6 protein-coding genes and 1 pseudogene are annotated in these 15,336 nt (G+C 55.6%); all 7 read left to right on the top strand.

The genetic code is table 11. The annotated features are described in order from the left end of the window. Window positions 1–47: 47 nt before the first annotated feature. A pseudogene (locus AC0V6Q_RS07885) lies at window positions 48–266 on the top strand (transposase); the annotation flags it as partial. A 431-nt stretch (window positions 267–697) separates the two neighbouring features. Continuing rightward, window positions 698–3,025, top strand: a complete 2,328-nt coding sequence (locus AC0V6Q_RS07880) for a hypothetical protein (protein ID WP_486167844.1) — start codon at window positions 698–700, stop codon at window positions 3,023–3,025. A gap of 97 nt (window positions 3,026–3,122) precedes the next feature. Further along, window positions 3,123–5,348 carry a calcium-binding protein gene (locus AC0V6Q_RS07875; RefSeq protein ID WP_486167843.1) on the top strand — a complete coding sequence of 742 codons (2,226 nt, stop codon included), beginning with the start codon at window positions 3,123–3,125 and terminating at the stop codon, window positions 5,346–5,348. Between the two features lie 151 nt (window positions 5,349–5,499). Beyond that, window positions 5,500–11,355 (top strand): beta strand repeat-containing protein, encoded by a 5,856-nt coding sequence (locus tag AC0V6Q_RS07870; protein ID WP_486167842.1) that lies wholly within the window; start codon window positions 5,500–5,502, stop codon window positions 11,353–11,355. Between the two features lie 72 nt (window positions 11,356–11,427). Continuing rightward, the gene (locus AC0V6Q_RS07865) at window positions 11,428–12,528 is read left to right on the top strand and encodes a CaiB/BaiF CoA transferase family protein (protein WP_486167841.1); all 1,101 of its coding nucleotides are present in this window, start codon (window positions 11,428–11,430) and stop codon (window positions 12,526–12,528) included. Next, a complete protein-coding gene (locus AC0V6Q_RS07860) occupies window positions 12,525–13,283 on the top strand; it encodes an enoyl-CoA hydratase/isomerase family protein (protein WP_486167840.1) in 759 nt (252 codons plus the stop codon). The genes AC0V6Q_RS07865 and AC0V6Q_RS07860 overlap by 4 nt, the downstream gene beginning before the upstream one ends. Window positions 13,284–13,393: 110 nt before the next feature. After that, complete coding sequence (locus AC0V6Q_RS07855) at window positions 13,394–15,331, top strand: DUF3604 domain-containing protein (RefSeq protein ID WP_486167839.1); 1,938 nt, start codon at window positions 13,394–13,396, stop codon at window positions 15,329–15,331. Window positions 15,332–15,336 lie beyond the last annotated feature (5 nt).

Below are 15,336 nucleotides of genomic sequence, written 5' to 3'. Positions count from 1 at the left end.
ATTCAATGATTTAAGTCTGCCTTTTGCAAGGGTAGTAATGGCACGCGCTGATTGGTCCGCTGTTGCCATCTGAGCGTGGGCGCTGGGCACGGCCATCACAGGATAACAGGCGCTTTCTTAATGGTATGCTGCACGTGCCGCGCGTCGCTTGCCCTTGGCAGGACATGCACGAGCGATACGGAAAGTGAAACTCGGTCTATGTCCGCTTCCGGCCATGGGCCGAGCAAGGCGTTTGGGACGCGCTCTTCCAAATGTTGGTCGATATGAATCCCGATTGTCATCGTTATCGTGACCGCAAACGCGTTGAGAGAATGCATAACGAACTCAAACAATTGCACCGCACCGCAACCCGCTAGGACAACACCGCTCTATCCTTTCAAAGCTTTTTAAGCCTCACCAGCGCACGCCTCTAAAATAAATCTCATGTCAACAGAACGTAGTTGTAAATTCTGCCATTGCCGATTTGCAATTCTGTTACTTATTGCTATCGGCCGAATTCATAGATCTATGGAAAATATATTATGATCGCGCAATCGAGTTATTGCGTCTGAAATCAATTTAAATCATAGGGCAGCTCTCTCAAAGTCAGTTTATGAAAAAACTTTTAATCAGTTTCTCATTTGGACAGTCATTATCGGTTGGGACCTCAAATGACTTCGAAAATCTTTCCCCGACTCCGCAACATTCAGGCTTGGTAATGGGCCTAGACTTCGGCAGTGCTCAAATAAACGCGCGCGGATTTCGCGGTGAAGCGGTTAGGACCGAAGATTTCAATGGATTTATTGATCTGGTCGAAGCAGACCGCGAAACGCCTGCTTCGGGGATGCTCAATCAGATAGTTGATCGCTATATTGCGGATGGTCTCGCCCCTCCTTCGATCGTACATTTTCACGCTGGTCATGGCGGTCGGTCAATCGTCGAATTGCTCACGAGCTCCTCTGATATTTATGCCACGACCGCAGATGCGCTCGCGCTTGTCGAAGATGGTATGCATTTCGCGGTTGAGCAGGATGACGGTTCTCTGGCCCATTACATCAATAATGGCGGCGAAGCCGTTTTCACGCGCAGTAGCCCTGGCGGGACGGTGTATTTCGACAATCTGGTAACACAGCTCGAACTCACGGTGCAAACTGCGTTGGAGCAAGGTTACGAAATAGAGCCGAGCGTGGTCCTCAACTGGATACAGGGCCAATCCGATGTCAATCTCGCCCGCCTTGAGACGTTCAACTACGAATATCACCTTAATCTGTTGCTCGACAAGATAAGTGCTGTGATCCAAGAGGTTGTAGCGCCCGATGCCAATCTGGTCGCATCCATTTCTCAATTTCGCGGGACCGGCCTCAGAGCGACTCCGATTCAGGCGCTAGAGGTGATCAATGACCGCGATGTTGCGCATTTGGGGATCGTTGAATACGCCTTTCAAGCGTTCGAGCCAGCAGTAGTTGGGGCCGATTACACCCATCTAAGCGGTGAGGGCTATTACAGGGCGGGCCGCCTGCTTGGTGACCGGATTTACGACGTTCTGTCCGGCAATGAGAATTTGCCAATTCTGATCGAAAGGGTTGATCAACTTGCAACCAATGAGTTGCTTGTCACCTTTTCCGGAGTTGAAACAGGTCTGGTCGATGACCCTTCGATTTACCGTGCCGATGCCGGGTTTTCGGCGCCTCAGCATTTTGGCTTTGGCCTCTATTTGCCAGACGGGTTAGCGGGCCGAAACCTGCCAAGCATTACCGCAAGTGAAATCGTGGGTGCCAATCAGGTCCGTCTCACTTTTGACCAGCCGGTCAACAACGACTTTCTCCTTTATCTGGGGCGGACAGGCGAAAACCTCATCGACCCGTCGGTGTCACCAACAAGGGGACGAGATTTTGGAGGAACAACTCTACGCGACGCATTTGAGAGGTTGGCTCCCGAACCCACTTCGCTGCGGCCACTGGATGATAACGCAATCTCGGAATATGCCCCCGTACAGGCCGCGCCAATAGCAGCGTGGGATGTCTTCGGCAGCGATGAAGGGGAGCCATTGCTTGGTACGGCGGTTAACGACAGGCTGGCAGGTAATGGTGGACAAGACTTTATTCTTGGAAGCACGGGCGATGACTACATCTCTGGCGGCAGCAATGTCGACACGGCGGTGTTTAGCGGTGACTTTGCCGACTATACGATCACGCAGACTTCGACCGGTGTGTTCGAAGTTGTCGGAGCAGACGGGACGGATACGCTGACGACGGTAGAATTCGCGCAGTTTGATGATCAAACAGTCCGGCTCCTCAGCGGCGAGGGGGTTAGCGTCAACTTCGAGACAAGTGACCCGTCCGTGTATCAGCAAGCTTTGAGCGGCCTTCGTGATTTTGGTGGCAATGATCTTGGCGGCGATGGCGCTTGGCTTCGCATTGGTGCAGCGGATGTGAACGGTGATGGCGATGTCGATCAAATCCTTGTGAACGACGCCATTGGGCGCTTTGCAACGGTGGGCACCGCGCCGGACGGCCTTGTGTATTTCGATGATCACAGCTGGGCGGGAGAAACCCGTGTGGCTGGCATCTATATTGACCCGTTTGTCGCCAATGGTAGCGTTGAACAGGGAGGCCCATTTGACAGCCAGGCCCGCTTCCAAAACGACTTGAGGATTGAGAATATCAACCGCGTTCTTGGTTCTGACGACTATAACAATGATGGGGTGTGGGAGGTGTACCTCGCGCTCACGGACGGCACCGCGTACCTCCAGGCTTTGATGCACGCAGATGGGAACATCCGCTTTGCCAATTACCAATCCGAAGAACAGGTGCGCGAGTATTTGACCGCCAATGGCTTTGGCGAGGAGACCTTTGGCGATTGGTTCCCTAATGATCAAAATGCTCAAAGCGCACAGGGAACATCAAACGAGGTAAAACCGCAAAGTGAGCTAAGCGCGCCTTTCGGGCTGCCGAGCGATCCCTTTGCTATTAACGACGTAACGCTCGAGGCAGCATCGCTTTGGCAAGGGCAATATCGGGAGTTCCCTTCTGAATTCTTTGGGTAGGATTGCGTAGAGCGCTGGTTGGCATCAGTAACCATAACCGATCTATGGGAAACCAAGCGAACTGCTTACCTATCACCCCTTCAGATCGGCGGTACCAATGCTAATTTTCGATGAAGCTGACGAGACTTTCGTTAATGACGGGACGATCGAAGAAGATGTCTTGATCCGTGCCTCGGGTGTGACTTTCACCAATACCGCTGAGGGGCGCATCAACGGCCAGTTTATCTTCGAGGTCGGTGGATCGACATTGATCCACGAAGCGGGTGCAGTCATCAACGCACCGTTTGACCCTGATCTGGGGCAGCTGCCTGCGGTGATCGGCTCGGCTGGTGTTGATACCGTGATCGCGGACGGCGTGTTGGTTGGATCCGTCGATCTTGGTGCAGGCGATGACCTGTTCAGCATCGGCGGCGTTCGTGGTCCTCAAGGAGGGGACTTTGACCTGAATACAGATGGCGGAGAGGGTGTCGACACTCTCGAAATCCGTTCTTTCGAAGGCACGTCTATCAGCTCCATTTCGGTTGAAGCAAACGAATTGGCAGGCTTCGAGGTTCTCTCTCTTGGATGGCAGGAATTTGGCGGAAACTACATTGGCTTAAGCGGTTTTGAGCAGATCGTGAGCGCCCCTGATGCTTCGCAAAACTTCCTTGATAGCCAAAACCCCGAGGTCGATCTCAATCTGAATGAGGGCCGTTGGAGTTTCGCCCGAGGTTCCACAATCGGATCGATTACCGGCACCGATGCGGGCGAGTTTCTGGGCCTTAGCGACGACAGCCAGGTCATTGGCACGATTGACCTTGGCGGTGGAAGCGACATTCTCCATCTTGAAGGCGGCCTTCAGGATCAGGCAACACGGGGCCAGATCTTTGGCGGCGATGGCAATGTCGATCAGCTCTTCTTCAATCTCACGAGCCTTGAAACCGACTTGAACGCAGAAGGGATCGCAGGTTTTGAGACACTCGACATCAGAAACCTGCTGCGCCCAAGCGTTGAGCTGGTCGAAGCCACCCTCACAAACGCATCGGGTTTTCAATCTATCACGCTAAGCGGCATTGATCTGGCGGTGTCGAGTGGCGACTATTCTTCGACCGTCTTCCGCACGATTTTTAGTTCCAGTACCATCCTCTTTGCTGAAGGCCTGACTATTGCAGGGTATGATGGATTGGACTTCGCTGACGAAGGTTCAGACATCATTCGCAGCGTAACCAACCATGCGACATTCACAGGCGATGTCACTTTTGGTGCGGGCGGTGATTTCTATGATGGCCAAATGGGATGCGTCCTAGGTGCAGTTTTTGGCAATGCTGGCGATGATGAGATCATCGGGGGAGCGTTGGGAGAGACATTCTTTGGCGGCTCAGGGAATGACACATTGCGCGGCAATGGCGGCGGTGACCGGTTAGCAGGCGGGCTTGGTGACGACGCAATCTATGGCGGCGAAAATGTGGATACGGCGGTCTTTTCAGGTAACCGCGCGGATTACATGATCACACAAACCGATTTGGGCGTTTTCGAGGTGGCAGGGCTGGACGGAACCGACACCCTGTCCACGATCGAATTTGCCCAGTTTGACGATGAAACCGTCCGCCTTTTGCGCGGAACCGGCGTCAGTGTGAATTTCGAGACCGATGACCCCAGTGTCTATCAAGACGCGCTGATTGCCCTTCGCGATTTCGATGGCAATCAACTTGGCGGCAATGGATCATGGCTCCGCATTGGGTCGGCTGATGTGAACGGCGATGGAGACATCGACCAGATCCTCGTAAATGATGAGATTGGACGGTTTGCAACCATTGGCACGGCAGACGATGGGCTCATCTATTTCGATGATCATGGATGGGCAGGAGAAACTCGGGTCGCAGGCATCTACATCGACCCCCTCGTGATCAGCGGGGATGTTGTGCAAGGCAGCGATCAAGACAGCCAGCGACGCTTTCAAAACGACCTAAGGATTGAAAACATCAATCAGGTTCTGGGCGCCGATGATTACGATGGTGATGGTCTGCAGGACGTCTATTTTGCACTTACCGATGGTACGGCATATCTTCGCGCCGTGATGGAGAGCGATGGCAACATCCGTTACGCGAACTATCAATCCGAGCAGCAGGTTATCAACTTTCTGAATGCCAATGGTTTTGGCGAAGAAACCTATGGCGACTGGTTCCCAAGCAGCCAAAGCGGCCAAGTCGAAAAGTCTCAGGCAAGCGCTTTCGAACCCTTGGTGAGCGTCGATCCACAGCCTGCGCTGGGAGCTTTTTCCCGTGAGGAGGCGTCCGTGTGGCAGGGGAGCTACACGGAATTCCCGACCGAATTTTTCGGCTGATCCCGCCTATGGTGCGCAGCATCGCACGCGCTAAATTGTGTATATTGTTCTCAGGCGTCTCTGTTTGAGCGCCCATAATGGACTGGTATTTTCTTCTTCCCGCCGTTAGGTCTATTCGCCATATCGGGTTGATTGATTGGGGCGAATTTCGATGCTGGGTCCATTTTTTCGTTTGCACAGTGCTGCAAACCTTTCTGACATCGAACTGCGGTTCAATGGTCCAGAACGTCTCAGTGCATCTCCACTCGATCCGGTTCTACCGTTTGATGGTCCGGCTAACCCCTATCTTGGCGGGTTTAAAGGCTTTCTTGGCACCGGCTTTTTCGCAGGTCCGGTCGGGCCAACGCCTGAAAACAATGTGATAAATGGCACTGACGGTGACGACGTTCTTGAGGGCACCGAAGGAGCCGACACTATTAACGGCGGGGCAGGCGCCGATAGTATCGAGGGCCGGGGCGGCGACGACATCGTCATTGGCGGTGATGATGGCGACTCCATCGATGGTGGCGAGGGCAACGACCAGCTGTTCGGCGATGGCGGCGATGACTTTATCGGTGGCGGCTTTGGCGATGATTTGATCGAAGGTGGAGCCGGCGATGATCAACTCGGCGGCGCCGATGGCAACGACACGATCAGAGGCGGCGATGGTGCCGACAACATCTCTGGCGGCTTTGGCAACGACCAGCTGTTTGGCGACGAAGGCGACGACTCTATTCGCAGTTCTTTTGGCTCTGACACGATCGATGGCGGAGCGGGCAATGATTATATCGACCTGCGCCGTGATTTCGATCTGGGTACTGTCGTTGTCGATGCGGGAATTGGAAATGACATCGTAGAGGTGGGCGGATTCTTTGATTCAAGCTTCGACCCTTTCAGCGTCACAGTCGATCTCGGGGCTGGCAATGACGCGCTAGACATTACGAATTTCCCGACAACCTTCGTTGCCACGCTTGGCGATGGCGTTGATCGTGTGCGTTTCTTCGACTTCGGTGATCTGGTTGATAGGCTGGGTCCTGGCAGCTTGCGCATCACGGATTTTCAACTTGGCGAAGGCGGAGACATAATCGAGATCCGCACGCTCGCTCAAAACTTCCTCTCAAACGGCGGCGATTCTGTTGAGTGGGTGGATATCGGCGATGATATGGCGCTGCGGTTCACCGACCTTTCCGCCGGAGAGGTTTTTGACGTTGTCATTCTTGAAGGATTGCAGTTTGACGATCTGCCTGATGCCAACAGCGACCTTGGCATGGCTCAAGAAGCAACAAACGTCCGCGGAACAAGCGGCAACGACGAATTCATCGGCTCTGACTTCAACGACACATTCACCGATGGCGGTGGCGGCAATGATACCTTTATTGGCAATGGCGGCGATGATCGGTTCACGATCCAGCGCTTTGCCGGCGTCAACAACAATGTGACCGTCGATGGCGGAGCGGGTAACGATTCGCTCTTTATCGATGCGAGCGTTGGCGGGTTCTTCACCATCGATATGGGCGCAGGTGACGACTTTATCGCTCTGTCGCGCGATCCTAGCTTTACAACCGCCATTACGCTTGGCTCTGGCTCTGACAGGATACTGCAAGAGAGCACGGCGACGGCGACGATCCTCGACTTTGAAACAGGCGATGGCGGCGACATCTTTGATCTCGACATCAGTCAGTCGATCGTCGACAGCAATGGTGACCCATTTGGCACGGGCGAATTGCTTCTGTTTCAGGATGGCGCGGACACTGTCCTTCATCGCGTGTCGCAATTCACCGATCAGACCGTGACAACGCTCGCGGTGTTCCAGAACACCAACGTCGATGATTTCACCTCGTTCAACTTTGGCGGGATCATCAATCCAGCGACCGGACAGCCCGGTGACACGTTCAACGGGACAGAGAACGCGGATAACTACGCGGGGACTGTCGGTGCAGATACGATCAATGGCAATGGCGGCGATGACACGCTTGATGGCGCAGAAGGTGGTGACACCATCGACGGCGGCGCTGGTAACGACACGATCACCGGCGGTTTTGGCGATGACATCATCCGGGGCGGTGACGGCGATGACGTGATCAATGAAGCCTTTGGCACCAACATGATCTTTGGTGATGATGGCAATGACACCATTAACATCACCGGTTATTTTGGCAGCTCCTTTTCCCTTGATCCGGACCAGATTTTTGGCGGGAATGGGAACGACACAGTCAACTTCTTCCGCTCTTCCAGCGATGCGATTATTGTTGATCTGGGTGCGGGCGAAGATCGGATCGTCTTGAATAGTCAGCCAATCTTTAACGAGATTACGCTTGGCGCAGGGTCCGACGTGGTCGATATGAACGCGCTTGGCCAAGGCAGCTTTTTGACATCGCGGCCCATCATCATCACCGATTTCCAAACAGGGGATGGCGGTGACATTCTTGAATGGGATACTTTTATCCGGCTTCGAACCGACAATGTCGATACGCCGAATTTCAATCCGTTCGCGATTAGAGAAACCGTCCTCACGCAAGTGGGCGATGATGTGCAGCTTGAGTTTGCGTTCAGCAATCTGGGAGATGGCCCGCAATTTGTGATCTTCCAGAATACGCGGGTCGAAGATTTCACAGCCTTCAACCTTCAATTTGATCCGCAGGCGCCCCTTGCTCCGGGCGCTGACTTCACCGGAACGGCGGGAGATGACAACTTCACCGGGACCAATGTGAACGACGCTGCTCTTGGCCTTGGCGGAAGGGACCGTCTTAACGGGCGCGCTGGCGATGACGATCTTGACGGCGGGCCTGGCGATGACTCCGTCAACGGTGGCCAAGGCAATGACACACTTGCTGGTGGTGCAGGTAATGACCTCATCACTGGTGGAACCGGCGCCGACAACATATCGGGCGGTGACGGCAACGACACTATCGATGCAGGGTTGGGCGACGGTTCGATTGACATTATCGATGCGGGAGCCGGTGATGATGAAATCGCCTTCTCAGGCTCAAACGACACCTACATCGGCGGCGATGGGAACGACACGCTTTCCTTCAACGTCTTTGGAACACTCTCTGAAGCCATCGTTATAGACTTTACCAATTTCATCGATCAGGGCACATTTTTGCTCGGCGGCCAGCTCATCACCGACATTGAGAACGTGTTCTACTTCAATGATACGAGCAATTTCGATGACACGGTGATTTATGGTTCGGCCTATACCTTTGGGCAGACCTTGAATGGGGGCGGCGGAAACGACTTCCTGACCGGGACGTCTGAAGGCGACTTCATCAATGGTGAAAGCGGCGATGATACGCTGATTGGCCTTGGCGGCGATGACTTTATCACTGATTTGTCCGGCGACAATCGCCTCGAGGGCGGGGACGGTAACGACGAACTTACCGCAGGCGCGGGCGATGACACGATCCTTGGCGGCGATGGTAATGATACGATCACTCCGGGTGCAGGCGTCGATATCGTTGATGCAGGCGAGGGCGATGACCGCGTTGTCATAACTGCCTTGGAAGCGGGTGAGACGATCGACGGCGGCGCTGGCACCGACATTTTGCAAGTCGGCAGTTTTGAAACCGCATTGAATTTTGATTTCGCCGAATTGGGAAGCGGGAATCAGACGGTTGTCAATTTTGAAGAATTTGACTTCGTATTCAGCTTTCTTAGCGATACACTAATTCTAGGCGAAACCTTCACAACTGCGATTGATGTCAGGGCCGATGGTGGGAATGACATCGTTACCGGCGGTGCGGGCGATGATGTGATCTTCGGAGGCTCTGGCACAGACATCCTTAGAGGTGGTTCGGGCAATGACGAACTTCGCGGAAACGACTTTAGTGACGGGACCGATCTCGACGAGCTTTATGGCGAGGACGGAGACGACCAATTGTTCGGCATGGGTTTGCTCGACGGTGGCGCAGGCAATGATTTTGTGTCCGGCGAGGGCGAACTGTTCGGTGGCGCTGGTAACGATGCGATTGTCAGTTTTGGCACGGGCGACATTATCCGCGGCGGTGCAGGTGTGGACAACATCTTCTTGCGCGGTGCAGGGGCTCTTGTCCTGCTTGAGGCGGGGCTAAACCGTGACCGTATCGATGGATTTGCCGTGGCAGACGGTGCCAGGGTCGAGGCAACGGCCGACAATACCCAGCTTCAATGGACCGATTTAAGAGAGGGCACCACTGACCAAATCGTGGTGATCGTAGAGCGCGTCGGGGTCGTATCGGACGGCGGTTTTGCAGGGTTCCAAATCGTTGGAACCGATCTCAACGACCAATTCAGCCTGTCTGGCGGGTTTGCCGAAGTCGCTGTCACCATCGAGGGTTCGGCACCCATCTTTGGCTTGGGTGGTGATGACGATATCACGGGCTCGCTTTCCGATGACACCATCTTTGGCGGCACCGGCAACGACATCCTGCGCAGCAGCGCAGGCACTGACATTCTGAACGGTGGCTCAGGCGATGATACGTACATCATCACGAGCGGCACTCACACCCTCGTTGAAAGCGCAGGCGGCGGCAACGACCGGGTGATTTCCTCGGTCGACATCGCGCTTGGCGCCAATATCGAAACTCTGGAACTTCGCGACAATGCCCAGTTCGGTACGGGCAACGGGCTCAACAATTTGCTCATCGGGACCGATGGCGACAACGAGCTTTCAGGCCTTGCTGGCGATGACCTTATTCAAGGAGGCTTGGGCAACGACACTTTGCGTGGAGGAAACGGCGCAGACCTTCTGGATGGAAGTTTTGGTCGGGACATCCTCTTTGGTGGCCAAGGCCGCGACACCTTGCGCGGCGGGGATGAGGTCGATGTTCTCGAGGGTGGCCCGGGCGATGATGCGCTCTTTGGCGACAGCGGGGATGATATCCTTCGCGGCGGTGACAATGCCGACTTTCTCGATGGTGGTTTAGGCAATGACGTGCTCGACGGTGGTGCGGCTGATGATACGGTTGATTATCGTAACGCCTTTGGACCGGTTCGCATCGACCTGACGATTGAAACAGCCCAAGACACAGGCGCATACGGGATCGACACGTTGATCAGTATCGAACGCGTGCTTGGCAGTAACTCAGATGACGTCATTATCGGTAATAACGCCGTCAATATCTTCACCGGCGGTTTTGGTGATGATGAGCTGGCAGGCGGTTCTAACGTCGACACGGCGATATTCGCGGGTGACTTGTCGGAATATACCGTGGTCCAGTTTACCGATCGCTCTTTTGGCGTCTCGGGCCCTGATGGGAATGACCTTCTTGTCGGGATCGAGTTTGCCCAGTTTGATGATCAGACCCTGCGCCTTCGTCCAGGCCTTGGTGTAAGTGTCAATTTCGAAACGTCCGACCCGTCTGTCTATCAGGCGGCGATGAACAACATCCGCGACTTTGGTGGCAACGCGCTTGGCGGCGATGGCAACTGGCTGCGCATTGGCGCGGCGGACATCAATGGTGACGGCGATATCGACCAGATCCTCGTCAATGATGCCATCGGTCGCTTCGCAACTGTCGGAACCGATGAGCAAGGCCTCGTCTATTTCGAAGACTTTTCATGGGCCGGAGAAACCCGTGTCGCGGGCATCTATATTGATCCACTGGTGCAAGCCGGGATAGTCGAACGCTTCAGCCCCAATGACAGCCAGCAGCGCTTCCAGAACGATCTGCGGATTGAGAACATCAATCAGGTGCTGGGCGCAGATGATTACGATGGCGACGGTCTGCAGGACGTCTATTTCGCGCTCAACGATGGTACAGCCTACCTGCGCGCGATTATGGAGGCAGACGGGAACATCCGCTACGCCAACTATCAGTCGGAAGAACAGGTCATCAGGTTCCTGAACGCCAATGGCTTTGGCGAAGAAACCTATGGCGATTGGTTCGACAATGGGTCCGAGGCGGCGTCTGGTGGCGCTGCAGTTCTGTTTGCGAGCGTCGAAGTCCCGGACATTGCGCAACCTGTTCCGCTGGACGATATCGGAGACGATTTCACGCTTGCAGCGCCGCTTTTGACCGATGATCTGATGAGCGAATTTTACGGCTAGGACTATTGTTCATGCTGGTTCATTAGTGCGTGTCGATCAAACCGGATATCTAACGGAAGAACACACGCATTTATGGGCAAGCTTTCCGGCATTCGCGTAGTGGACCTGTCGCAGTTTCTGCCAGGCCCGATGATGAGCGTCATGATGGCCGATCAGGGCGCGGACGTTATCAAGGTCGAACCGCCGCATGGCGATCCGGCACGCGAACAGGCCCCGTTTGACAGCTATGGCGGTGAAGAACATTCGGTCTGGTTCGCCAATCTCAACCGCGGCAAAAAGAGCGTCGCACTCGACCTGAAATCGGACGAGGGCAAGGCGCAGCTTCGCGAACTTATCGTGCACGCTGACATATTTGTGGAAGGGTTCAGGCCGGGCGTGATGAAGCGGCTGGGCTTTGATTACGACAGCGTCAAGGCGATCAAGGCCGACATCATCTATTGCTCGATCTCTGCCTTTGGCCAAGAGGGCGCGCTTGCCCATCACCCGGCCCACGATATGGCGGTGCAAGCCCTTGCGGGCTTTCTGGCGGTCAATGATGGCCCGGATGGAACACCCGTTGTCCCAGGGGCGGCGAGCGCCGATCTGGCGTCGGGTCTGACCGCATTGTCAGCGGTGCTTATGGCGCTCGTCGGGCGGGACCGGACAGGTGAGGGCGCCTATATCGATTGCGCGATGTTTGACAGCCTCCTGCCATGGTGCGCGCATACCGCCGGCAGCGCGATTGCCGGCGGGGAAAGCCCGCAATCGCAGTCGCAACGCTCGCTTGGCGGGGCGGGATTTTATCAGATTTACACCACGCAAGACGCGAAGCACGTCGCCTTGGGCGGGCGCGAGATCAAGTTTGCGAAGAACCTGCTCACGGCGCTTGACCGGCTGGACCTGCTGCCACTTGCCGAGGCGCCTGCGGGTGAACAGGGCGAGCTGATCGCGTTCTTGAGGGAAACCTTCGCGACCAAAACGCGTGCCCAATGGGTGGAGTGGTTTGCCGATAAGGACGTTGCGTTTTCGCCTGTCCTGAACTTTCGCGAGGCGTTCGATGAGCCTCATATCGCAGAGCGAGGATTGCTTATCGAAGCCGAGGGCGGCGGCAATCACATCGCGCCCGCGATCCGCTTTGCAGGGGAGCAATGGACACCCGGGCGTGTTCCCAAAATGGGTGAGCATAACTCATGACCCTCCGGCTCGAAATCGATGGGGCCGTTGGCCATTTGCTGATCGACCGGTTAGACCAACGCAATGCGTTCAACCTCGATATGTGGAGCGCAATGCCAGCTTTGCTAGAGGAGGCCGAAAGCAATCGGGACCTGCGCGTGCTGGTCATCCGCTCTGCCAAGGCAGGGTCGGCGTTTTGTGCTGGCGCCGATATCAAGGAACTGCTCGCCAACAAGGATGATGCGCAGTGGCGCAGCGCCAATCAGGAGGCCATCAATAAAGTTCAATACAAGCTTGCGCGGCTAGACCTGCCCACTTTGGCCTTCGTTGAAGGCGATTGCATTGGCGGGGGATGCGGTCTTGCGTTGGCGTGTGATTTGCGTGTGGCGACGGCTGCTGCGCGCTTCGGGATTACGCCTGCAAAGCTGGGCCTTGTCTATCCCTTCCACGACGTGAAATTGCTCACCAATCTTGTCGGTCCGGGACAGGCAAAACGTATCTTGTTTACCGGCGGCTTGCTCGATTTAGATGAGGCTTTGCGCATCGGTCTGGTCGAGTTGATCAGCGACGATCCTACACAGACTATTCGCGAATTGCAGGCGGTAAGCCCGCATTCAGTCCGCGAAAACAAGAAGTTCGTGCGCCGTGTACTGGACGGTCAGGAAGCCGATGATGCAGACACGCTGCGCATTTTTGCGCAAGGGTTCGAAGGCGCAGACTTTGTCGAAGGCACCACAGCCTTCGTGGAAAAGCGAAAACCCCGCTTCGGCGTCTGACGATCCCAATCCTCCCCCCTGCAATTGGCTTTGACCCACGCCTCCGCTTGACGTGGCATTGATACAAAGCAATGCTCTTTATTGGGAGAAAACAATAAGGGGAGGGTCCGATGCGCAAATTCGGAGCGAAAAGGACATGGGCGACGCTTGCAAGTGCGAGCATTCTGGCGGTCGGCGTAGCGGGATGCTCGGACAGTGAACCCGAAGCGAGCGCGCAAGCATCGGGCGATGGCACCAACACTATCGAGCTCGCAGAATTCCCCGACCGGCCTTATTGGGGCGACACCCACCTGCACACAGACAATTCCGTCGATGCTTTTGGCTTTGGCACACGGCTTGGTCCCGAAGCGGCTTTGCGGTTTGCGCGCGGGGAAACGGTAACAGCAACCACCGGGGCCGAGACGCAACTGTCACGGCCGCTCGATTTTCTGGTGATCGCGGACCACTCCGATGCACTTGGCGCGACGCGCCGCCTGTATGATGCCCCGCGCTGGTATGTGAATTGGGTAATCGGCGATGAAACCGTGCTTCGCTGGTATGACATGATGCACGAAAGCCCCGAGCAATCGACGCGCGCCATCGGCGAGCTTATCGCAGCAGCGGCAGAAGACCGCGTGCCAGAGGCCATGGCCGATCCGGAAGCGGCGGCAGAGGCGACCAAGGACATCTGGAACACGCAGCTTTCCATCCTTGATCGTTACAATGAACCCGGCGTCTTCACCGCGCTTGCGGGGTATGAGTGGACTGCCATGCCCAATGGCAACAATCTGCACCGTGTTGTCATGTACCGCGACGGGTCTGATAAGACCCGCCAGACCGTTCCCTTTCCCGGCCTTCAGACCACGGCGCCGCAGCTTTGGGAATATATGAAGAATTATGAGAAAGAAACGGGTGGGCGCGTGCTGGCCATTCCGCATAATCCTAACCTTTCCAATGGTTTGATGTTCCAGATGACTATGGAGGATGGCTCTCCCATGACGCCTGAGTATGCCGCTCTTCGCGCTTGGGCAGAACCGGTGATCGAGGCGACCCAGATCAAGGGTGACAGCGAGACGCACCCCTATCTCTCACCCAATGACGAAATGGCAGGGTTCGGGGTTCAAGGCTGGGACTTTGGCAACCTCAGCTTGAGCGAGAAGACCGAGCCTTCGATGTATGCCGGCTCCTATGCGCGGTCCGCTTTGCTGCGGGGCCTTACGCTGGAACAACAGATGGGGGTCAATCCGTACGCCTTTGGCATGATCGGTGCGACCGACAGCCACACCTCGCTTGCAACGGGTGATGAGGACAATTTCTGGGGCAAGCACACCGGAAACGAGCAATCCTACACCCAGCGCGCGATGCAGGGCCAAAACCTTGGCACACGCGAAGGGCGCTTTGGTTGGCACTATCTTGCAGGCGGCTATGCCGCGGCATGGGCTCGCGGTAACACGCGCGCTGAGATTTTCGATGCTTTTGCACGGCGCGAGGTTTACGCGACCACCGGTCCGCGCATGAGCGTGCGTGTCTTTGGCGGCTTTGGCTTTAGCGCCGCTGACTGGGACGGTGACTGGGTTCGCAAGGGCTATACCAGCGGCGTGCCTATGGGAGGCGAGCTTGACGATCAGGGCGATGCACCAAGCTTCCTGATCAGCGCGATGAAAGACCCGGACGGTGCAAACCTTGACCGGGTGCAGGTGATCAAAGGCTGGCTCGATGCCTCAGGCGCGATGCAAGAGCAGGTCTATGATGTCGTGTGGAGCGATATGGATACCCGCCGCAGAACAGGGGGTAAGGTGGCGCCTGTTGGCGATACGGTGAACCGTGAGGACGCGACCTATACTAACGATATTGGCGCTGCAGAACTGCGCACCACCTGGACCGATCCCGATTACCGTGAAGGGCAGCGCGCATTCTACTATGTCCGCGTGCTGGAAATCCCGACCCCGCGCTGGACCTTGTTTGATGCAGTGCGTTTCGGGGTGACCTTGTCGGATGAAGCGATGGCAGACGCAGTGGCTCAGGAACGCGCTTACACTTCACCGATCTGGCTCAAACCAAAAAGCTAAGGGCA

This window comes from Erythrobacter sp. S227 (assembly GCF_057364925.1).
The sequence above is the reverse complement of the archived record's forward strand: the minus strand, read 5'-3'. Positions and strand labels throughout refer to the sequence as shown.